The organism is Pseudomonas sp. LAP_36 (assembly GCF_019456785.1).
In the GTDB taxonomy this organism is placed as follows: Bacteria; Pseudomonadota; Gammaproteobacteria; order Pseudomonadales; family Pseudomonadaceae; genus Aquipseudomonas; species Aquipseudomonas tritici.
In genome coordinates, this window is record NZ_JAHZMS010000001.1 from 511,241 (window position 1) to 532,193 (window position 20,953).

A 20,953-nucleotide genomic window follows, 5' to 3' on the forward strand; every position below is an offset into this window, starting at 1 on the left:
GCTAAAAGCCCGCAGCATCCCAAACCGCGCGAGATAATATCAGCTTGCAAGCGTCTGCGTTAGACCCGTGTCTTCAGTGCATAGAGCAATTCCAACGCTTTTCGCGGCGTCAAGTCGTCCAGGTCAAGCTTTGCCAACTCATCCAGTACCGGATGGGGCAGGCTCGCGAACATATCGCTCTGGTGCGGCGCGGCTGGCTTGTTGGAGGCTTTGGCAGCGCTGGTGACCACGGTTTCATGGGGCAGCGCCGTGGTTTCCAGCCGGCTGAGGTGCTCGCGAGCGCGGGTGATTACGTCGTTCGGCACACCGGCCAGTTGTGCCACGGCCAGGCCGTAACTCTGGCTGGCAGGCCCCGGCAACACATGGTGAAGGAACACGATGCGCTCGTTGTGCTCGGTGGCGTTCAAGTGCACGTTGGCCACCAGTGGTTCGCTCTCCGGTAGAACGGTCAGTTCGAAATAGTGGGTGGCGAACAGCGTATAGGCGCGCAAATGCGCCAGGCGCTCGGCCGCCGCCCAGGCCAGGGACAGGCCGTCGAAGGTGCTGGTGCCGCGTCCCACTTCGTCCATCAATACCAGGCTGCGTTCGGTGGCGTTGTGCAGGATATTGGCGGTTTCGCTCATTTCCACCATAAAGGTCGAACGGCCACCGGCCAGGTCATCGCTGGAACCGATCCGGGTGAAAATGCGATCAACCAGTGACAGCTCGCAACTCGCGGCCGGGACAAAACTGCCGATATGCGCGAGCAACACAATCAAGGCGGTCTGACGCATATAGGTGGATTTACCGCCCATGTTCGGACCGGTGATGACCAGCATGCGGGTGTCGTCGTCCAGCGACAGGTCGTTGGCGACGAACGGCGTGGTCAGCACCTGCTCTACAACAGGGTGGCGACCTTGCACGATACGCATGCACGGCTCGCTGACAAAACGCGGGCAGTTCAGGTCAAGGTTCAGCGCACGTTCGGCCAGGTTGCTCAGCACGTCCAGTTCGGCCAGGGCGGCGGCGGTATCCTGCAACGGCGCCAGTTGGCTGATCAAGTCTTCCAGCAACGCTTCGTAGAGCATTTTTTCCCGAGCCAGGGCGCGGCTCTTGGCGGACAGTGCCTTGTCTTCGAATTCTTTCAGCTCCGGCGTGATAAAACGCTCGGCGCCTTTGAGGGTCTGGCGACGTTGATAGTCGATAGGTGCCGACTCGGCCTGCTTGCTGGGCAACTCAATAAAGTAGCCATGCACGCGGTTATAGCCGACTTTCAGGTTGGCCAGGCCGGTGCGGGCTTTTTCGCGGGCTTCCAGGTCAATCAGGAACTGCCCGGCGTTTTCGCTCAGGGATTGCAGTTCATCCAGCTCGCTGTCGTAACCGGTCTTCAATACGCCACCGTCGCGGATGATCGCGGGCGGGTTGTCGATGATGGCTTTTTCCAACAGCGCCGCCAGTTCCGGGTAGGTGCCAGCGGTTACCGCAAGCTGTTGCAGGTGCGGCGTATCCAGTTCAGTCATCGCGACCTGCAGTTGCGGCAAGGCGCTGAGGGCGTCGCGCAGACGCGCCAAATCACGCGGGCGTGCGTTACGCAGGCCGATCCGCGCCAGAATGCGCTCGATATCGCCGATTTCCTTCAACTGCGGCTGCAGCTTTTCAAAGCGATAGCCGTCCAGCAGGCAGGTAATAGACGACTGACGCGCTTGCAGCACGCTCAAGTCCCGCAACGGACGGTTCAGCCAGCGGGTCAGTAAACGGCTGCCCATGGCGGTCTGGCAACGGTCAACCACCGATTGCAGGGTGTTATCGCGTCCGCCGGCCAGGTTGGTGTCCAACTCCAGGTTGCGACGGCTCGCACCGTCGAGCACAACTGTGTCGTCCAGACGCTCATGGCGCAGGCTACGCAAATGCGGCAGGGCCGTGCGCTGGGTTTCCTTGGCATAGCCAAGCAAGCAACCGGCAGCACCAATGGCCAGGGTCAGGGTTTCGCAGCCGAAGCCTTTGAGGTCCTGCACCGAGAATTGCTGGCACAGACTTTTCAACGCCGAATCGCGCTCAAAATCCCACGGTGCACGACGCTTGGTCCCACGACGTTTTTCCGCTGGCAAGTCCTTCGGCCAATCATCCGGAATCAACAACTCCACCGGATTGATGCGCTCCAACTCCGCCAGCAGATTCTCCCAGCCCTTGATCTCCAGCACAGTGAAGTTGCCACTGGTGATATCCAGCACCGAAAGCCCGAACAGACGCTCATCACCCAGCACCGCGGCGATCAGGTTATCGCGACGCTCATCCAGCAGCGCTTCATCACTCACCGTCCCCGGCGTAATAATGCGCACCACCTGACGCTCAACCGGTCCTTTACTGGTGGCCGGATCGCCGATCTGCTCACAGATCACCACCGACTCGCCCAGTTTCACCAGCTTGACCAGGTAGCCTTCCAACGAATGGTAAGGAATCCCACACATCGGAATCGACTGCCCCGCCGACTGCCCACGCGCGGTCAGGGTGATGTCCAGCAACTTGGCGGCCTTCTTCGCGTCTTCGTAGAAGATCTCGTAGAAGTCGCCCATGCGATAGAACATCAACTGATCAGGGTGCTGGTTTTTGAGGCGCCAGTACTGCTGCATCATCGGGGTGTGGGAGGACAGATCGGAGGTGTTTTTACTCATTGGGTAATAGGCAAATTCGTTGAAAGTGATGGGGCAAAGGTGGGGCACTCGGCCCGGCTGATTTTGCAATGGGCGCAAGGTTAACACGCGAGGTTGGGGGTTCGCAGTTCACATCAATATAGGTAGGTCGGCCCGGTAAATGCATGATTTATGCATAAGAATGCAAATTAGCATTTGCCAACCCCAAAAACTCCCGTCACTATCCCCGTTATGCAAAAACGCAACGTTTCTATCGTCTTAAGAGAGCTGCTGGACCGCGACCGGATCTCCCCCACGGAGCTTCACCGGCGCACTGGCGTGCCTCAATCCACATTGTCCCGGATCCTCAGCGGCAAGATCGTTGATCCGTCGGACAAGCACATCTCGCGCATCGCCGAGTACTTCCGCGTGAGCACCGACCAACTGCGCGGCCGCGCGGCGGTGGGGGCTTTGCGCGATGACGGGCGCGACCCGATGCATTCGGAACTCAAGGACATAAGCCTGTGGGACGACGACACGCCCGTTAATGATGACGAGGTGTCGATCCCCTTTTTGCGCGAGGTTGAATTGGCTGCTGGATCAGGAAGATTCGTCATCGAGGAAAGCGAGAAGGCCAGCCTGCGATTCGGCAAACGCAGCCTGCGGCATAACGGTGTGCAGTTCGACCAGGCCAAGTGTGTGACGGTGCGCGGCAACAGCATGTTACCGGTGTTGCGTGATGGCGCGACGGTCGGGGTGAATGCGGGCAAGAGTGGCATTGGTGACATCGTCGATGGCGACTTGTATGCCATCAATCACAACGGCCAACTGCGGGTTAAACAGCTCTACCGCCTGCCTTCCGGGATTCGCCTGCGCAGTTTCAACCGGGATGAGCATCCGGACGAGGACTACAGCTTTCAGGATATCCAGGATGAGCAGATCAGCATCCTCGGCCATGTATTCTGGTGGGGCATGTACGCCCGTTAACCGTCCTCTGTAAGACAAAGCCCACCAACGAGTGGGTTTTTTTTCGTCTGAAAAACGACAAAGCCTTTGCCTGCAGGGCTTCAAATGCATCTGTGCATTTTATGCGCAGAAATAAATGCATTTATGCATTGACTGTATATGCATACATGCATATTCTCCATCTCAAGCCAGCCAACATGGTCTGGTGGAGGCGGCAAGGATGCTGCCAAGGAAGACAAGGAAGGCACGCAACATCGGCAAGGATGCCATCTGAGCGATGGCAGGGACGCCAAGTAACACCGGCAAGGATGCCGACGCTCTTTAGTTTCATCACGTTACAAGAACAGGCAGCGATGAACCGGCCTTAACGGTTCAGAGGGTTGGCAACTGACCCGGGTGTGCAGCGTAAAGCACCAGAAGCAGTTATCCGGCAGACAGGGATCGTGGTCGGAAAAACATTGAGGAAAGAACCGTACCGCGCCAGTAGCGCCGACAGTTCGAAGCGGGACCGCATTACTGAAAAGCCCGGGCAACCGGGCTTTTTGGAATGCCTACCTATAAATGGATTTACCCAGATACCGGCCCCTTGCCGGCAGGCTCAGCCAGGAGGCGTGACATGACAAACGAGCAGCAAGTGTTAGCGGAAATGCCTGTCTGGCTGGTGATCGCACTGGCCCTGGTGGGTGGGGTGTCCGGCGAAATGTGGCGTGCCGACAAGGAGGGCGCTCGCGGTTGGTCGCTGATCCGGCGCCTGGCGCTGCGGTCCGGGGCGTGCATGGTCTGCGGGGTATCGGCGTTGATGCTGTGCTATGCCGCCGGCATGTCGATCTGGACCTCCGGCGCCATTGGTTGCCTGACCGCCATGGCCGGCGCGGACGTGGCCATCGGCCTCTATGAACGCTGGGCTGCCAAGCGCATTGGGGTCAACGAGCCCCCGAACTCTCGCCCGGATCAGCAGTAACGGCTGCAAGGATGCAAGCAGATGACACTTCTCGAAAAACCTTCCCAACTGCCCGTGGCGATTGCGGACGCGCTGAAAAGCGCTTTCCCACAACTGCTAGTAGGCAACCACCAGGACTTCTCCGGAACAGGAGATAAAACCGGGATTTTGATCAGCGTGGAGCGCAACGGCCCGGGCGTTCGCTCCCTTGCCGGGCGCAAGGCACACGCTTTGTCAGTTTCACTCAAGGCCATGGTCGCCAGCGGGGCTGCGCCCTTTGACGCCTGCGACCTGGCCAGCCAATTGATGGACTTGGCCCTGGATAACCGTTGGGGCCTGCCGCCCGATCAGTGCGATTTGCCCACCGCGATTGTCGCGGCACCTTCCGCACTCACCGGCGCGGAAACGGACTACGACACCTGGAGCGTGTCTTTCACCCAAAACCTCTATCTCGGCCCGTCACTGCTCGAAGATCCCACAGGTAAACCGCTGTTTGCCCGCACCTGGGAAGTCACGAATATCGACGATCCGGATCAATACCGCCCGTTGCAGGAGTAGTCCATGCATTGCTACGGGATAGCCTCGGCCTGGTCTCGATACTGCCAGATCGCAACAGTAGCTTCCAAGCCAGCCAAGGCCCCCACTGCTCGCACGAGCGGGAGGGGGCTTGGCAGATAAATAAACGGACTTGCAGATGTTGAACGAATTCAGATGCGGTAACTGCAAAAGACTTCTCGCCCGTACGGGTGGGTTTACAGAGCTCCAGATCAAATGTTCCCGATGTGGGACGCTGAATCATGTGAAGGCCACGAGCCTCGAGCAATCGCCCATGAGCGCCATACGCCCAATACAGAGGCCTGAACTTAAATCAGCTAAGTAACGGAGTTTAAAATGGAAAACGCAAATTCGGCGTCTCAAACCTTGCAAGATCTTTGGACCCAAGTGCAACCGGTGGATAACACCGGCATGCTTAGGCGCGTGGTTTTTGGGGACGGCAAGTTTTATGCGGCTGGTGGCAACGGTCTTCCCACAACCACTCAGCTTGTCAGCGGAGGCGCGACTGGTACAGCTTGGACCAAGCTTAAGGACGTCGTCACCTCTGATAGCGGAAAGGTCCTCAACGACCTGTACTGGAACGGTCTTGGGACACAGCTTCAAGCCCTTTCTCAATCCGGCAATGTGGCCTACGGCAGCACAGCACGCCCTGAAAGGGCTTGGACAGACATTACGGCAACTGTTCGCGCGTCCGGAGACTTGCAAGGCGTTGTGTATTATCAGCCAATTAACGGCAGCAACACGACCTGGATACTGGTTGGGTCTAACGGTAAAGTCTTTTCCCGTTATGGTGATTGGTCAGGCCAGGTGGAGCGCACTACGACCTTCACTTCTAGCGAGACAGTGTACTGCGTCAACGTCATTGGCGTTTTTGTGTTGGTTGCGGGATCGAATGGGAAGCTGCTTAGCGCTGTGAAGATGGCGACAAATGATTCGCAATCATTCTCGACCGTAACCAGCACCTTCGGCACTAGCACCATCCTTTCCATGAAGCTTTGCAACGGGAAAATGTTTATCGTTGGTGCGGATGGCAAGATGGCATATTCATCCGATGGGCTTAACTGGACTGCTGTTGAAGATACCAGTTTCGGTGGAACCATCATCCGCGACATTGCTTACGGTAATGGCAAGTATGTAGCTGTCGGCGACGGCGGCAAGACAGCCGTTTCCGAGGATGGGATCGGCTGGGTTCAGCAAGTCAACACTTTCGCAGGAACCGATATCCGGAGCGTCGCCTACGGCAACGGCAATTTTGTAGCTGTTGGTGCAGGCGGCAAGATTGCTTACTGGACTCCATGATCTTCTATCTCCTTGCGTAATAGAGCCCAGCCGTCGCGCTGGGCTTTTCTCGTTATGAGGCAAGGAAAATGTCCGGCACTATCCAGTCCAGCAACTGCGTGCCGGGCGTTTCCGGCTGGAAGCTCAATACCGTCACCGGTGAGTTCGAGATTAACTCTTGCACCCGCGGCAGCGCGGCCAATGCGCCAGAGCGTCAGATGGTGTCGGTCGAAGTGGCCAGCTGGAGCAAGTACGACCTGCCCAAGAATACCGCCAACCTGCTCCAGTTCATGCAGGCCGAGCTGCAGAAGCTCCCCGAGCGGTATCGCCATGTCGCCGAATTCGAAGAGTTCGATGCGAGCTACGGCGATGAGTCGTTCAATTCCCGCCTCTTCCTAACCTACGCCCGACTCGAAACAGAAGAAGAGCTGGCCGATCGCCTGGAGAAGGCTAAGGTTGCCGGTACACGGGTCAGCATCAAGAACGGCTTGACGACTGTCATCCACGATGGTGTTGTACGGTACATGATCGGCAAGCTGGACCAGCCAGATCCTGAACCGCCTGATCCCTTCAAGGTTGATGACGCAAGGGCCTATATCAACGAGGCCACCATCTCTGACGCAACAATCGACAACAGTCTCGCAGCGAATTGGTCTATTCGAGTTAAGTTAGGCTCATATGGCCGACCATACGCAGCCGGTTTTGGCATGGGCGAGCTTGAGGGCTTCGAGTTTAACCTGGACTAACAGGTCAAAGAGGTGATCCGCTCCGAGCTTCGCCAGGGCGGACTGCTCTGGCGTTCACGCTAATTCACGGCCTGCCACTGAGCGAGCCTTTTCGTTTTCGACTCCACCACACCCATTGCTCCGAGCTGGGAGTTCTGCTGGAGCTGACTTATTTGTACAGGTCGTACCTCGGCCACTTTTCTCTATGAAGTGGCGATGGTGGTACCGGCACTGTGTTGCTGGTGGTCTGTGGTGTTGCTCCACGGCCACGCAGATGCACACACCCGCCAGATGGTGTGCCAATGACGACCATTGCCTACAAAGATGGCGTGATCACCAAGAGTCAAACCCATGCTCATGACGCTTCCCCAACTGCTTCAGGTGATGCCTGGCGCCCGTGCGCGTGCGGGCCTGTTTTTAACCGCCCTGAATGCAGCGTTCGTTCGCTACGAGATCGACCGCCCACTACGCATCGCCGCCTTCCTCGCCCAGGTCGGCCACGAATCCGCCGAGTTGCGCCATGTGCGCGAACTGGGCAGTGATGCGTACCTGAGCAGGTACGACACCGGCCCGTTGGCCGCGCGCCTGGGCAATACCCCGCAAGCCGATGGCGACGGCCAGGCATACCGGGGCAGGGGGCTGATCCAGATTACCGGTAGTCACAATTATCTGGCCTGCAGCCGGGCATTGTTCGGCGATGACCGTTTGTTGCGCGAGCCGATGCTGCTCGAGTTGCCCCAATGGGCCGCCGCCTCGGCCGGCTGGTTCTGGCAGAGCAATGGCCTGAACGAGCTGGCTGACAAGGGGCAGTTCACCACCATCACGCGGCGCATCAACGGCGGGCTCAATGGGCTGGAGGATCGCCTGCGGCTGTGGGCGCGGGCGAAGGCGGTGTTATGCGTTTCCTAAATGTGTGCCGGCTGATAGGCGTGGGCCTGCTGGTGGCAGTTGTCTGGCAGGTGCAGGCATGGCGGTACTCGGCGCGGATTGAACATTTGTCGGCAACACAGATCCAGGCCGCTCTGCACCAGCAACAGTTTGAGCAAGAGCAACGGCTGGCCCTGGAGCAACAACTCAGCGCCAGCGACACACAACATGCTCGGGAGTTGAGCGATGCGCACCATCACCAGGCTGTTCTGCGCGATCGGCTGGCCACTGCTGATGTGCGGTTGTCAGTCCTTCTCGACGCTTCCAGTGACTGTTCAGTGCCAGCCACCACCCCCCCCGGCGGCGTGGTTCATGCAGCCCCGCGAGCCCGACTTGACCCGGCGCATGCTCAGCGAATTATCGGGATCACCGACGACGGTGATAACGCCCTGATCGCCTTGCGCGCCTGTCAGGCGTACGTGCGCGCCGTCGCCCGCTAGCTTCTTGAGACAGTCCGTCACTTGCGCGTGCGATTGGCTCCTGTAGGGTAGGCAAACCCCCGCCTACGTCTGGAGACGACCGTGAAGGAAATCACTCAACTGGCTGCTGAACTGGGTCGCCGTCTACAGGTGCTCAACGCCCATGTCACCACTGCCGAGTCCTGCACCGGCGGCGGTATCGCGGAAGCTATCACGCGGATTCCGGGGAGTTCTGCCTGGTTCGAGGCGGGTTATGTCACCTATTCCAATCGACAGAAGACGCGGCAATTGAATGTGCCGGAAACGTTGTTTCCAAAAGTTGGCGCCGTCAGCCAGGAAGTGGTGGAAGCCATGGTGCGTGGCGCACAGGAAAAGAGCCTGGCGCGATTTGCCGTCGCGGTCAGCGGTGTGGCGGGGCCGGATGGCGGTTCCCGGGACAAACCGGTGGGCACTGTCTGGCTGGCCTTTGGCGTGGGCGAGGACGTCACGGCCGAACTGGAACACTTCCCTGGCAACCGCGACGAGGTCCGCCGACAAACGGTAAAGGCTGCGCTAGAGGGGTTGTTGCGACGAGCTGCAGCAGAAATAGAAAATCAGGGGTAGGCGATCTCCGATCTTTGTGGAACAATACTGTCTACTTATACAGGTGTTGGCCGCCCCGGCCTTATTGATTACGTGAGGACTTTAATGGACGACAACAAGAAGAAAGCCTTGGCTGCGGCCCTGGGTCAGATCGAACGTCAATTCGGCAAGGGTGCCGTAATGCGTATGGGCGATCACGACCGTCAGGCGATCCCGGCTATTTCCACTGGCTCTCTGGGTCTGGACATCGCGCTCGGCATTGGCGGCCTGCCAAAAGGCCGTATCGTTGAAATCTACGGTCCTGAATCTTCCGGTAAAACTACCCTGACCCTGTCGGTGATTGCCCAGGCGCAGAAAATGGGCGCCACCTGCGCGTTCGTCGACGCCGAGCACGCACTGGACCCTGAATACGCTGGCAAACTGGGCGTCAACGTTGACGACCTGCTGGTTTCCCAGCCGGACACCGGTGAGCAAGCCCTGGAAATCACCGACATGCTGGTGCGCTCCAACGCCATCGACGTGATCGTGGTCGACTCCGTGGCTGCCCTGGTTCCCAAGGCTGAAATCGAAGGCGAAATGGGCGACATGCACGTGGGCCTGCAAGCCCGTCTGATGTCCCAGGCGCTGCGTAAAATCACCGGTAACATCAAGAACGCCAACTGCCTGGTGATCTTCATCAACCAGATCCGTATGAAGATCGGCGTGATGTTCGGCAGCCCGGAAACCACCACCGGTGGTAACGCGTTGAAGTTCTACGCTTCGGTCCGTCTGGATATCCGCCGTACCGGCGCGGTGAAAGAAGGTGACGAGGTTGTGGGTAGCGAAACCCGCGTTAAAGTCGTGAAGAACAAGGTGGCTCCGCCTTTCCGTCAGGCTGAGTTCCAGATTCTCTACGGCAAGGGTATCTACCTGAACGGCGAGATGATCGACCTGGGCGTGCTGCACGGTTTCGTCGAAAAATCCGGTGCATGGTATGCCTACAACGGCAGCAAGATCGGCCAAGGCAAGGCCAACTCGGCCAAGTTCCTGGCAGACAACCCGGACATCGCCGCCACGCTTGAGAAGCAGATCCGCGACAAGCTGCTGACCCCAGCGCCAGACGTGAAAGCTGCCGCCAACCGCGAGCCGGTTGAAGAAGTGGAAGAAGCCGACACTGATATCTGAAGCAAACGATGACAGTTGCACTGGATACACTCGTCGCTGTTCGGCGCACCGCGATGGACCTGCTCGCTCGACGCGAGCATGGTCGAGTCGAGCTGACGCGTAAATTGCGTCAGCGCGGCGCGGAACCCGAGATGATCGAAACTGCCCTCGACCGTTTGACGGAAGAGGGGCTGCTTTCAGAAGCCCGTTACCTCGAAAGTTTTGTCTCCTATCGAGCCCGCTCCGGCTATGGCCCGGCGCGTATTCGCGAAGAACTGAGCCAACGTGGATTGCAGCGTGCGGATATCGACCTTGCCCTGCGTGAGTGCGGTATCAGCTGGCAGGCACAGTTGGAAGACACCTGGCGGCGCAAGTTTTCTGGCCATCTTCCGATTGATGCCAGAGAGCGTGCGAAGCAGGGACGCTTCCTGAGTTATCGCGGGTTTTCGATGGAGATGATCAGTCGCTTGTTGAGCGGTCGGGATATGGACGACTGAACACAGTTGGTGTAGTGAGCGGGCTTGTCCCGCGCTGGGTGGCGAAGCCGCCCCAAACCAGGCGACTTGGTTTTATCTGGAACTTGGCAGTGTCTTTATTGGGGTGGCTTTGCCACCCAGCGCGGGACAAGCCCGCTCACTACAATATTGTGTAGATACCTAAGCCGCCATAAGAAAGGCCCACTATGAAAATAGTGGGCCTTTTTTTTTGCTTAAAAAATCACGCCGGCTCCGGCGCCACCCGCTGCTGAGCCTTCCCCTGAGCCTGTGCCCAGTTCTCCGGCAAATTGATGTAATCCACCAGTTCCCGCAGCCGGCCCTGATCGCGCCCGTTGAAGTTGAATACCAGTCGCGTCAAGTGGCTGAACCTCGGCTCATCATGTTCCTCGCCGGTATACCCGAGCTGCTGGAAGTCCCCACTCAGCCGCAAGCTGGCAAACTCGCTCTGCAAATGGGCCAATGCCCGCTCACTGAGCGGATGATTCATGCGTACCACAAACTCACGTTTCAACCAGCGCGTGGAGTGGAAGTTGGCATAAAACTGGTTGATCTCTTCCACTGCCTCTTCGGCGCTGTACACCAGGCGTACCAGCTTGAGGTCGGTAGGCAGGATATAGCGGTTGGCTTCCAACTGACTGCGGATGAAGTCCAGGGCACCCTGCCAGAACCCGCCGCCTGGCGCGTCCAACAGCACTACCGGTACCAGCGGGCTCTTGCCGGTCTGAATCAGGGTCAACACTTCCAACGCTTCATCCAGCGTGCCGAAACCGCCTGGGCACAACACCAATGCGTCGGCTTCCTTGACGAAGAACAGCTTGCGGGTAAAGAAGAAGTGGAAGGACAGCAGGTTCTCAGTGCCATCAATGGTCGGGTTGGCATGCTGTTCAAACGGCAGGGTGATGTTGAACCCCAGGCTGTGTTCCAAGCCGGCGCCTTCATGGGCGGCGGCCATGATGCCGCCGCCACCGCCGGTGATCACCATCAGGTCCGAGCGTGCCAGCGCTGCGCCGACTTCGCGGGCCAGGGCGTACAGCGGGCTTTCCACCGGGGTGCGTGCCGAGCCGAACACTGTCACTTTGCGGCGGCCCTTGAACTGTTCGAGCACGCGGAAGGCATGGTCCAATTCGCGGATGGCTTGGAGGGTGATCTTGGCGTTCCAGCGGTTGCGGTCGTCCTGAGCCATGCGCAGCACGGTGAGGATCATGTCGCGATACAGGGGGATATTCGGGCTGTTGGGAGCGATCAGTTGTAGTTGAGCTTCGACCTGCTGCGTGAGGTCGGCCCCATTCTCTTCAAAATGTCGAAGCAGGCGGTCATTCGGTTCGTAAGGCATTCAACGTCTCCTTCTTGCAGGGCCCGGGTGGCCGACGAGAGGTTCGCCGGAGGCTACGACACTGCATGTGTCGCTGCTTGCCGCAGGGGGCAACCTTCTTTTGCCCTGAAAATGTTACAGAACAGCATGAAAAATGCTGAGAATAAATGGCTGGAATGACTTGATCATGGGCCGAAAAACCCTTGGCTGGCAACCACTTATTGGTCGCTCAATAGGGCACTTGGTTGCCTGGAAGGAGTTGACGCGGGGGGAGTGCGCGCTGCCGGACAGCAGCGCGCGAAGGTAAAACAGTTACTTTTTCTTTTTCGCCGCAGCCGGTGCCGGGCAATCTGCTTCAACGAATTTGACCGACGCCACGGGACGGTTGGTCTTGTTCTCGGTGATTTCGTAGCGCATCACTGCACCTTTGGCCATCAGCTCGCGGTAGCCTTTGTTCAGGCATACGCTTTGGCCAAGCTGGAAGTACACAGCTTTGGGGTTGGCGCGCATCTGTTCGGCGCGGTCGGACATCACGCTCAGGTGATCGATCAGTTGCATGCCTTCAACGGTGTAGGCCACTTCCAGGGTTTTTTCGTCGATTTCCCGGGGCAGGTCCTTATTGCTCTCAGCCGCGACGCTTTGCAGCTTCCTGTTCATTTGGGCCTCCAGCAGCGAGGCCGCCTGGGCGCACACGGGCAATACCAGCGCGAGGGCGACGGATGGGGCGACAAGACGCAGCATGGAACGCAGCATGAAACTCTCCTGATTCGGTTACTGGTGCATAGACCAGCCACTGGGCTGTGCGTTCAGTGGCGCGCAATTATAGGTGAGCCCTTGCCACTACAGCCAGGCGTATCGCTGGTAAACTGCGGCCACTTCAGCCTCCCACGAGTTTCCACCGTGTCGATTTACTCGTTTCACCGGCGCATCCGATGAGCCACGCCGTCTCCCGCCTGCGTACCCAACGTCTGGCTCGCGCCGTGCGGCCGTTCCTCAATCGTGGCTCGCGTGCCGAACGCTGCCCCGGTTGCCGGGTTATCCCGCAATACTGTCTGTGTGCCTGGCGCCCCAAGGTCGAGGCCCGATCTGCCATGTGTCTACTGATGCATGACGTGGAACCGATGAAGCCCAGCAACACCGGCTGGCTGATCGCCGACGTAATCGAGGACACCACCGCATTCGCCTGGTCGCGCACCGAAGTCGATCCGGACTTGCTCACCTTGTTGGCCGACCCGCAGTGGCAGCCCTACATCGTGTTCCCCGGTGAATTTGTGGCGCCCGAGCGCGTGGTCAGCGAAGTAAAGGTGGAGGAGGGCAAGCGCCCGTTGTTCATCTTACTGGATGGCACTTGGAGTGAAGCACGCAAGATGTTCCGCAAAAGCCCCTACCTTGAGCATTTGCCGGTACTCAGCCTGGCGCCGGAGCAACTGTCGCGCTACAAACTGCGCCGGTCCAAGCGTGATGATCATTTTTGCACCGCCGAAGTCGCCGCCCTGTGCCTTGAACTGGCCGATGACCAGGCTGCCTGCGAAGTACTCGATGCCTACCTCGACGTGTTCAGCACGCATTACCTGGCGGCCAAATTCCAGTTACCCCTGGACCCGACGGACATCGTCCATACTCGTCTTGCGCCCTATATACACGCGGGATAGCCACACGACGTTTGCATGATGGCCCCCTAAACCCGCACGTCGCTAAAATGCCCGTGGGCGTAGTGCTTGACCCCCCAGGCTACGCTGGGCATGCTGAGCGCCGATTGGGGTGCAACCGTGAATTTTCGACGTCGTTTCAGGTGCTTTTGACGTTGAGCGTGCCCTGTGGCGACAGCTGCCTGGCTGCCGCCTTGTGTACTGGCGAGCCCTGAACCCATCAGGACTCCCATAAAAAACAGGATCATTTAATCAATGGCCACATACGAAATCCTGATAGCCGATGACCACCCGCTGTTTCGCAGTGCGCTGCATCAAGCCGTGACCCTAGGCCTTGGCCCGGACGTGCGCCTGGTCGAGGTGGCCAGCATTGCCGAACTGGAAGCCTGCCTTGCCGAAAAGTCCGACTGGGACTTGGTGCTGCTCGACCTGAACATGCCCGGCGCCTATGGTTTTTCCGGGCTGGTGCTGTTGCGCGGGCAATACCCGCAGATCCCCGTGGTGATGGTTTCGGCCCAGGAAGACGCCGATGTGGTGGTGCGCTCCAAGGAGTTTGGCGCCAGCGGTTTCATCCCCAAGTCCAGTGCCATGGAAGATATCCAGAAAGCCGTGCGCACCGTGCTGGATGGCGATGTGTCCTGGCCGCCGCAAGCGTTTGAAGAAATTAACGTGTCCGACGAAGCCAAGGCCGCCCGCGATGGACTGGCCAGCCTGACGCCGCAGCAGTTTCGTGTGCTGACCATGGTTTGCGAAGGTTTGTTGAACAAGCAGATTGCTTACGAGCTGAGCGTATCGGAAGCGACCATCAAGGCCCATGTCACGGCGATCTTCCGCAAGCTGGGCGTGCGTACGCGCACCCAGGCGGCATTGCTCCTGCAACAACTTGAGTCAATTTCGCAGCATTAAGCGTTCAGCGGTTCACGCTTTTTTGACTTGGCGTGATCTAGTTTCCCCACTTCTTTGGTTCAGTTGCCTACGTCTATGTCGCCTTTCAAGGGTCAAACCGGTATCAAACGTATCTTTAACGCAGGTGGCTATTCCCTGGATGGCCTGCGCGCGGCTTTCACGGGCGAGGCAGCATTCCGCCAATTGGTGTTGCTGAACGTCATCCTGATCCCGCTGAGCTTTTTCCTGAATGTCAGCCGCGTCGAACGCGCGTTGTTGATCGCCGTGTGCCTGCTGGCCCTGATTGTCGAGCTGCTCAACTCGGCGGTTGAAGCCGCCATCGACCGCATCTCCCTGGACCGCCACCCGCTGTCGAAGAACGCCAAGGACATGGGCAGCGCTGCGCAGTTTGTCGCGCTGACCATGATCACGCTGGTGTGGGCTGTGATCCTGATCTAAGGCTCAGGCAATGCTCGGCAGCACGATCTCGTCGCTGCGCTGGACCCCAGCGGTAAAGGCGCGGCAAAGCTCCAGGAACTCGCGCATCGCTGAGGTCTGGTACTTCTGTTTATGCCAGATGAAGTAGAACTGCCGGGCCAGGTCCAGGTCCGGGGTTTCCACGGGTACTAAACTGCCACGGCGGAACGCGTCACGCAGCGCCAGCCGGGAAATACAGCCAATCCCCAACCCTGACTCCACAGCTCGTTTGATGGCCTCAGTGTGTTCCAGCTCCAGGCGGATATTCAGCGCGCTGCGGTGATGGCGCATGGCCTGGTCAAACGTCAAGCGCGTGCCCGAGCCTTGTTCGCGCAAAATCCAGGCTTCATGAGTCAACTCTGCCATGGTCGCCACGCCCCGCTTGGCCAAGTGATGCTGCGGCGCGCAAAACACCACCAGCTCATCTTCCACCCAGGTTTGCACCTCGATGTCCGGGTGGCTGCAGTCGCCTTCGATTAGACCCAAGTCAATTTCGTAGTGCGCGACTTGGTGCACGATATGTGCAGTGTTCTGCACATGCAGCTTCACCTGGCTCTCGGGATGTTGCTGCATGAAGCTGCCGATCAGCAGTGTGGCCAGGTAATTTCCGATGGTCAGGGTGGCGCCGACCGCCAGGGAGCCAAAGCCGGACTTGCCGTTGAGCAGGTCCTCGATCTCCTTGGCCTGGTCCAAAAGCGCCACGGCCTGGGGCAACAGCTGATGACCGAGGGCGTTGAGGCTCAGGCGCTTGCCCGCGCGGTCGAATAATTGGCAGCTGGATTGACGCTCCAGCTCGGTGATCGAGGTGCTGGCGGCGGATTGAGATAAGGCCAGAAGGCCAGCAGCGCGTGAGACGCTTTCCTGCTGGGCGACGGCGACGAAGACTTGCAGTTGACGGAGAGTAAATCGCATATCGATATAACCGATAACCCTTATCTTAATAATCCAGTTAACAGATATTGTCGCCGCCATTAGAATGCTGTGCAATTGCGCATCTACACCTTTGGCGCAGACCCATTTCCAGGAGTTCCCCGTACATGAGCAACATGAACCACGAGCGTGTCCTCAGTGTTCATCACTGGAACGACACTCTGTTCAGCTTCAAGTGCACCCGTGATCCGGGCCTGCGCTTCGAGAACGGTCAGTTCGTGATGATCGGCCTGCAACAGCCCAACGGCCGCCCGCTCATGCGCGCTTACTCCATTGCCAGCCCGAACTGGGAAGAGCATCTGGAGTTCTTCAGTATCAAGGTGCCAGATGGCCCGCTGACTTCCCAATTGCAGCACTTGAAGGAAGGCGACGAGATCATCATCAGCAAAAAACCGACAGGCACCCTCGTGCTTGACGATTTGAAGCCGGGCAAACACCTGTACCTGCTCAGCACCGGTACCGGCCTTGCTCCGTTCATGAGCGTGATCCAGGACCCGGAAACCTACGAGCGCTTTGAAAAAGTGATCCTGTGCCACGGCGTGCGTTACGTCAACGAGGTCGCTTACCGCGAATTCATCACCGAGCACCTGCCGCAGAACGAATTCTTCGGCGAGGCCCTGCGTGACAAGTTGATCTACTACCCAACCGTGACCCGCGAGCCGTTCGAAAACGAAGGCCGCCTGACCGACCTGATGCGCAGCGGTAAGTTGTTCAGCGACATCGGTCTGCCACCGATCAACCCCGAGGACGACCGCGCCATGCTGTGCGGCAGCCCGAGCATGCTGGATGAAACCAGTGAAGTGTTGAACAGCTTCGGCCTGAAAGTGTCGCCACGCATGCGTGAGCCGGGTGATTACCTGATCGAGCGAGCGTTCGTCGAGAAATAAACACAGATCAAAAAATGTGGGAGCTGGTTTCTGTGGGAGCTGGCTTGCCTGCGATAGCATCACCTCGGTTCAACTGAATGACCGAGGCGTCTGCATCGCAGGCAAGCCAGCTACCACAGAAGCAGCTCCCACAGTTGTTTTCGGCGTTTAGCTGGCTGGAAGCACTTCCAACACACAAATCAGCCCAGCCTCGGGGTAGTGCCAACGCACATCCACGTCCCAGAACTGCGCGCCATACTCTCGCTCCGGCCCCGGCGTTTGATACGCCGGCCGTGGGTCCTGCGCCAGGCACTGCTCAATCAACGCCACCAACGGCTCATCCAAGCGCTGAGCATGGCTTTGCGCCTGATGCAGCGCAGTCTTCAGCCATTGCACGGGAATCAGCTGCGGCGCAGCGCTGGCGATCCCGTTGGTGGCCGTGTCGACAATGTCGGCATACGGCACATATGGCTTGATATCCAGCACCGGCGTGCCGTCGAGCAGGTCTATCCCGGAAATCCACAACCGTCCTGGCTCGACCTTGTCCAGTTTCACCACCGACTGGCCAATACCATTGGGGCGATGGGTCGCGCGGGTAGCAAACACGCCCATGGAGGTGTTGCCACCCAAGCGCGGCGGGCGCACTTTCAGGCGTGGCTTGTCTTCCAGGGCCTGGTGGAACAGAAACAGCAGCCACACATGACTGACCTGCTCCAGGCCCTGCACCGCCTCACCCCCGTCGAACGGCGCCACCAATTCCAGCACGCCCCGAGCGGCGGGTGCCAGCTGCGGTTGGCGCGGGATCGCGAACTTCTCCTTGAAGCAGGAGCGCACGAAACCGACGGGCGAGACATGGTAATTCATGGCTTACGCACGAACCCGCAGCGTCAGGCCCTTGAGGAAGTTGCGCAGCAACTGGTCACCGCAGGTCCGGTAGTTGGTGTGGCCGAACTTGCGGAACAGCGCGCTCAACTCAGGCTTGGACACCGGGAACTCGGCCGCCTTGAGGATGGCGTGCATGTCGTCTTCCTTCAGTTCAAAGGCCACGCGCAGCTTCTTGAGGATGATGTTGTTGGTGATCGGGGTTTCGATCGGCTGCGGCGGACGGCTTTCGTCCTTGCCGCGCTTGAAGATCACCAGGCCATCAAGGAAGTGCGCCATGACTTCATCCGGGCAGAACACGAAGCCTTCTTCCTCATCTTTCTTGAGGTAGGTCAGCAGGTCTTCCTTGGTTACGTCCATGCCGCCGAGCTTGGTGATCTCGACCATTTTGTTGTCGCTGATGTCGAGCATGTAGCGCACGCTGCGCAGTACGTCATTGTGAATCATGGTGGGCAATCCTGGTTTTCAACGGTGGACACCGCCCAGGCAGGCGGTGTCGATAATAGGGGAGCGGCTTAGAACTTCTCTTTGCCGGACAGGTAACGCCATTGGCCAACCGGCACTTTGCCGATGGACACGCCGCCGATGCGGATACGACGAATGGCGATGACCTTGAGGCCAACCGCTTCGCAAAACAGTGCAATCACGCCCGGCTGCGGGTTTTTCATTGCAAAACGCAGGCGGTTTTCGTTCTGCCAGCTGGCTTTGACGGCCGGCAGCTCCTTGCCTTTGTAGGTCAGGCCGTGGTTCAGGCGGTTGAGGCCGTGGGCAACCATGTCACCCTCGACTTCCACCACGTATTCCTGCTCGATCTTGGCGGCATCGGCGGTCAGCTTGCGCAGGATCTTCCAATCCTGCGTGAACACCAGAAGGCCGCTGGCCTTGGCTTGCAGGTCGGCGCTGGCGGTCAGGCGCAGGAAGTGGCCCTTGAGCGGGCGCTTGCTGAAGCGATGTTCTTCCGAGAGTGTTTCGGCGCTGATCGACGCCATGGCCGTTTCGGCATCCACGCCGACAGGGGCGTGCAGCAGGATGGTCACCGGCTCGGGCACGGTGGCCTTGGCCTCGGGGTCGAGTTCGACCTTCTGGGTGGTGACCTTGAACTGCGGCTCGTCGATCACTTCACCGTCCACCGAGACCCAGCCGCCTTCAATGAACAGCTCAGCCTCCCGACGGGAGCAACCGACCAGTTCGATAAGGCGTTTGGAGAGGCGTATGGGGTCAGTCATGACAAGGGCCGTAACAAAAGGGGGCGGCTATTGTACCTGCCTGGAGCCGGTTAATCCCGGCCCCATTTCATTTAACCCTGGCGGGACTGCTGTTGCGCCTGGCGCAAACGCAGACGCAGCAACGGATAAGGCTGGCCCAGGCCATCATGCTCCGTGCGTCCGACCACCTCGAAGCCTTGCTTGAGGTAAAAGCCCAGGGCCTGGGGGTTCTGTTCGTTCACCTCGAGTTCGTCGGCGTTCATGCGTTCAATGGCATAGCGCAGCAATTGCCGGCCAAGGCCCTGGCCCCGGTGCTGCGGGTCGATAAACAGCATTTCGACCTTGCCCGCGGCCACGCCAGCGAACCCGGTGATGCATTGATGCGAGTCCTTGGTGCAGATCAGCATCACTGTGTCCAAATAGTGCGTCAGCACCAGATGCCTCAGTCGCTCGATGTAGCTCTCCGGCAAAAAATCGTGGGTGGCCCGCACTGAGGACTCCCAGATTTCAGTCAGTTTTTGATAATCGCTGGTTTTGGGGGTATGGATAACCGAATGCTGACGCATGCCGCTGCTTCCTGCCAGTGAGGGGCGATGGGCAAACGATAGACCTAAAAAAGCCCCACATCTTGATCAGATGCAGGGCTTTTGATTTTGTCGCCGATCAGTCGCGCTTTTCAGCCCACAAATCGTACTCGTCGGCGTCCGTCACGGTGCACCAGACCTTGTCACCCGGCTTCAAGCCGCTGGCATCGTCGATAAACACGTTACCGTCGATTTCCGGTGCATCGAAGAAGCAGCGGCCAACCGCGCCTTGCTCGTCGACTTCGTCGATCAGCACTTCGATTTCCTTGCCGATGCGCAGTTGCAGGCGCGCCGAGCTGATAGCCTGCTGGTGCGCCATGAAACGCTCCCAACGGTCCTGCTTGACGTCGTCCGGCACTACGGCCAGGTCCAGCAGGTTGGCCGGGGCGCCTTCAACCGGTGAGTACTGGAAGCAGCCGACGCGATCCAGTTGGGCTTCTGTCAGCCAGTCCAGCAGGTACTGGAAGTCTTCTTCGGTTTCGCCGGGGAAGCCGACGATGAAGGTCGAACGGATGATCAGCTCCGGGCAGATCTCGCGCCAGTTCTTGATGCGCGCCAGGGTCTTGTCTTCGAATGCCGGGCGTTTCATGGCCTTGAGCACTTTCGGGCTGGCGTGCTGGAACGGGATGTCCAGGTACGGCAGGATCTTGCCGGCGGCCATCAGCGGGATCAGCTCGTCCACGTGCGGGTACGGGTAAACGTAGTGCAGGCGCACCCACACACCCAGGCTGCTCAAGGCTTCGCAGAGTTCGGTCATGCGGGTTTTCACCGGCGCGCCGTTCCAGAAGCCGGTGCGGTATTTCACGTCGACGCCGTAGGCGCTGGTGTCCTGGGAGATCACCAGCAGCTCTTTCACGCCGGATTTGACCAGGCGCTGGGCCTCGTCCAGTACGTCACCCACCGGGCGGCTGACCAGCTTGCCGCGCATCGACGGGATGATGCAGAAGCTGCAGCTGTGGTTGCAGCCTTCGGAGATCTTCAGGTACGCGTAGTGGCGCGGGGTCAGCTTGATGCCTTGCGGCGGCACCAGGTCGATCAGCGGGTTGTGGTCCTGGCGTGGCGGCACCACCTGGTGCACGGCGTTGACCACCTGCTCGTACTGCTGCGGGCCGGTCACCGCGAGCACGCTTGGGTGCACATTGCGGATATTGCCTTCTTCCACACCCATGCAGCCGGTCACGATGACCTTGCCGTTTTCCTTGATCGCTTCGCCGATCACTTCCAGCGACTCTGCCTTGGCCGAGTCAATGAAGCCGCAGGTGTTGACCACCACCACGTCAGCGTCCTGGTAGGTGGACACAACGTCATAGCCTTCCATGCGCAGTTGCGTAAGGATGCGCTCGGAGTCAACCAGAGCCTTCGGGCAACCCAGGGAAACAAAGCCAACCTTGGGGTTGGCTTTTGCGATGGTGGTGGACATGTCTAACCTCGGTATTGAATGACGCTGCCGGTCGTGCACGACGAGACAACGGATGGGCACTTGAAGTGTGCCTCTGATCAAAAAGTGCGCAATTCTAGCGAC

Annotated in this window: 24 protein-coding genes; 15 read left to right on the top strand and 9 right to left on the bottom strand. The window is 58.9% G+C overall.

Translation table 11 applies throughout. The annotated features are described in order from the left end of the window. Positions 1 to 59: 59 nt before the first annotated feature. Positions 60 to 2,651, bottom strand: a complete 2,592-nt coding sequence (mutS, locus tag JBO08_RS02400) for a DNA mismatch repair protein MutS (RefSeq protein ID WP_065872509.1) — start codon at positions 2,649 to 2,651, stop codon at positions 60 to 62. 210 nt (positions 2,652 to 2,861) lie between these two features. On the opposite strand from mutS, the gene JBO08_RS02405 reads away from it, so the two are divergent. The 11 genes from JBO08_RS02405 to recX all read left to right on the top strand — a co-directional run bounded on the left by JBO08_RS02405 (position 2,862) and on the right by recX (position 10,641). Then, positions 2,862 to 3,596, top strand: coding sequence for an XRE family transcriptional regulator (locus JBO08_RS02405; protein WP_005785382.1), 735 nt, complete (start codon positions 2,862 to 2,864; stop codon positions 3,594 to 3,596). Between the two features lie 595 nt (positions 3,597 to 4,191). Continuing rightward, entirely contained in the window at positions 4,192 to 4,536 is a 345-nt protein-coding gene (locus JBO08_RS02410) for a phage holin family protein (RefSeq protein WP_065872508.1), read from the top strand. Positions 4,537 to 4,557: 21 nt separating this feature from the next. Then, the gene (locus tag JBO08_RS02415; protein WP_065872507.1) at positions 4,558 to 5,073 is read left to right on the top strand and encodes a hypothetical protein; all 516 of its coding nucleotides are present in this window, start codon (positions 4,558 to 4,560) and stop codon (positions 5,071 to 5,073) included. Positions 5,074 to 5,209: 136 nt separating this feature from the next. After that, positions 5,210 to 5,395 (top strand): zinc finger domain-containing protein, encoded by a 186-nt coding sequence (locus JBO08_RS02420; RefSeq protein ID WP_083207058.1) that lies wholly within the window; start codon positions 5,210 to 5,212, stop codon positions 5,393 to 5,395. Positions 5,396 to 5,406: 11 nt separating this feature from the next. Further along, the gene (locus tag JBO08_RS02425; protein WP_065945366.1) at positions 5,407 to 6,369 is read left to right on the top strand and encodes a hypothetical protein; all 963 of its coding nucleotides are present in this window, start codon (positions 5,407 to 5,409) and stop codon (positions 6,367 to 6,369) included. Between the two features lie 68 nt (positions 6,370 to 6,437). Then, positions 6,438 to 7,094, top strand: a complete 657-nt coding sequence (locus JBO08_RS02430; protein ID WP_139113185.1) for a DUF1983 domain-containing protein — start codon at positions 6,438 to 6,440, stop codon at positions 7,092 to 7,094. 330 nt (positions 7,095 to 7,424) lie between these two features. Beyond that, the gene (locus tag JBO08_RS02435; protein WP_065872505.1) at positions 7,425 to 7,982 is read left to right on the top strand and encodes a glycoside hydrolase family 19 protein; all 558 of its coding nucleotides are present in this window, start codon (positions 7,425 to 7,427) and stop codon (positions 7,980 to 7,982) included. Then, positions 7,970 to 8,440 carry a lysis system i-spanin subunit Rz gene (locus JBO08_RS02440; protein ID WP_065880099.1) on the top strand — a complete coding sequence of 157 codons (471 nt, stop codon included), beginning with the start codon at positions 7,970 to 7,972 and terminating at the stop codon, positions 8,438 to 8,440. The genes JBO08_RS02435 and JBO08_RS02440 overlap by 13 nt, the downstream gene beginning before the upstream one ends. A gap of 81 nt (positions 8,441 to 8,521) precedes the next feature. Beyond that, a complete protein-coding gene (locus JBO08_RS02445; protein ID WP_065945367.1) occupies positions 8,522 to 9,022 on the top strand; it encodes a CinA family protein in 501 nt (166 codons plus the stop codon). Between the two features lie 84 nt (positions 9,023 to 9,106). After that, on the top strand, positions 9,107 to 10,165 hold the full coding sequence (gene recA / locus JBO08_RS02450; RefSeq protein WP_048720087.1) for a recombinase RecA: 1,059 nt from the start codon (positions 9,107 to 9,109) through the stop codon (positions 10,163 to 10,165). An 8-nt stretch (positions 10,166 to 10,173) separates the two neighbouring features. After that, positions 10,174 to 10,641, top strand: coding sequence for a recombination regulator RecX (gene recX / locus JBO08_RS02455; RefSeq protein WP_220074552.1), 468 nt, complete (start codon positions 10,174 to 10,176; stop codon positions 10,639 to 10,641). 220 nt (positions 10,642 to 10,861) lie between these two features. Here recX and JBO08_RS02460 read toward each other — a convergent pair whose 3' ends face one another. Together JBO08_RS02460 and JBO08_RS02465 are read right to left on the bottom strand one after the other, a co-directional pair. Further along, on the bottom strand, positions 10,862 to 11,974 hold the full coding sequence (locus tag JBO08_RS02460) for a TIGR00730 family Rossman fold protein (protein ID WP_065890139.1): 1,113 nt from the start codon (positions 11,972 to 11,974) through the stop codon (positions 10,862 to 10,864). Positions 11,975 to 12,265: 291 nt separating this feature from the next. After that, entirely contained in the window at positions 12,266 to 12,706 is a 441-nt protein-coding gene (locus tag JBO08_RS02465) for a PA3611 family quorum-sensing-regulated virulence factor (RefSeq protein ID WP_049709734.1), read from the bottom strand. Between the two features lie 179 nt (positions 12,707 to 12,885). Between JBO08_RS02465 and JBO08_RS02470 the strand changes: the two genes are divergently transcribed. The 3 genes from JBO08_RS02470 to JBO08_RS02480 all read left to right on the top strand — a co-directional run bounded on the left by JBO08_RS02470 (position 12,886) and on the right by JBO08_RS02480 (position 14,946). Next, positions 12,886 to 13,605, top strand: a complete 720-nt coding sequence (locus tag JBO08_RS02470; RefSeq protein ID WP_065872501.1) for a tRNA-uridine aminocarboxypropyltransferase — start codon at positions 12,886 to 12,888, stop codon at positions 13,603 to 13,605. 252 nt (positions 13,606 to 13,857) lie between these two features. Continuing rightward, complete coding sequence (gene erdR / locus JBO08_RS02475) at positions 13,858 to 14,508, top strand: response regulator transcription factor ErdR (RefSeq protein WP_220074551.1); 651 nt, start codon at positions 13,858 to 13,860, stop codon at positions 14,506 to 14,508. 75 nt (positions 14,509 to 14,583) lie between these two features. Continuing rightward, positions 14,584 to 14,946 (top strand): diacylglycerol kinase, encoded by a 363-nt coding sequence (locus JBO08_RS02480; protein WP_003172176.1) that lies wholly within the window; start codon positions 14,584 to 14,586, stop codon positions 14,944 to 14,946. A 3-nt stretch (positions 14,947 to 14,949) separates the two neighbouring features. Here JBO08_RS02480 and JBO08_RS02485 read toward each other — a convergent pair whose 3' ends face one another. Then, the gene (locus JBO08_RS02485; RefSeq protein WP_049709730.1) at positions 14,950 to 15,876 is read right to left on the bottom strand and encodes a LysR family transcriptional regulator; all 927 of its coding nucleotides are present in this window, start codon (positions 15,874 to 15,876) and stop codon (positions 14,950 to 14,952) included. Between the two features lie 125 nt (positions 15,877 to 16,001). On the opposite strand from JBO08_RS02485, the gene fpr reads away from it, so the two are divergent. Then, on the top strand, positions 16,002 to 16,781 hold the full coding sequence (gene fpr / locus JBO08_RS02490; RefSeq protein ID WP_003189055.1) for a ferredoxin-NADP reductase: 780 nt from the start codon (positions 16,002 to 16,004) through the stop codon (positions 16,779 to 16,781). A 147-nt stretch (positions 16,782 to 16,928) separates the two neighbouring features. On the opposite strand, the gene tsaA is transcribed toward fpr, so the two are convergent. The 5 genes from tsaA to rimO all read right to left on the bottom strand — a co-directional run bounded on the left by tsaA (position 16,929) and on the right by rimO (position 20,851). After that, complete coding sequence (gene tsaA / locus JBO08_RS02495; protein WP_065872499.1) at positions 16,929 to 17,624, bottom strand: tRNA (N6-threonylcarbamoyladenosine(37)-N6)-methyltransferase TrmO; 696 nt, start codon at positions 17,622 to 17,624, stop codon at positions 16,929 to 16,931. A gap of 3 nt (positions 17,625 to 17,627) precedes the next feature. After that, the gene (locus JBO08_RS02500; protein WP_049709728.1) at positions 17,628 to 18,089 is read right to left on the bottom strand and encodes a DUF1456 family protein; all 462 of its coding nucleotides are present in this window, start codon (positions 18,087 to 18,089) and stop codon (positions 17,628 to 17,630) included. 68 nt (positions 18,090 to 18,157) lie between these two features. Further along, the gene (locus tag JBO08_RS02505; protein ID WP_065872498.1) at positions 18,158 to 18,868 is read right to left on the bottom strand and encodes an rRNA pseudouridine synthase; all 711 of its coding nucleotides are present in this window, start codon (positions 18,866 to 18,868) and stop codon (positions 18,158 to 18,160) included. A gap of 71 nt (positions 18,869 to 18,939) precedes the next feature. Then, entirely contained in the window at positions 18,940 to 19,413 is a 474-nt protein-coding gene (locus tag JBO08_RS02510; protein ID WP_065872497.1) for a GNAT family N-acetyltransferase, read from the bottom strand. 97 nt (positions 19,414 to 19,510) lie between these two features. Continuing rightward, complete coding sequence (rimO, locus tag JBO08_RS02515) at positions 19,511 to 20,851, bottom strand: 30S ribosomal protein S12 methylthiotransferase RimO (RefSeq protein ID WP_046384502.1); 1,341 nt, start codon at positions 20,849 to 20,851, stop codon at positions 19,511 to 19,513. Positions 20,852 to 20,953 lie beyond the last annotated feature (102 nt).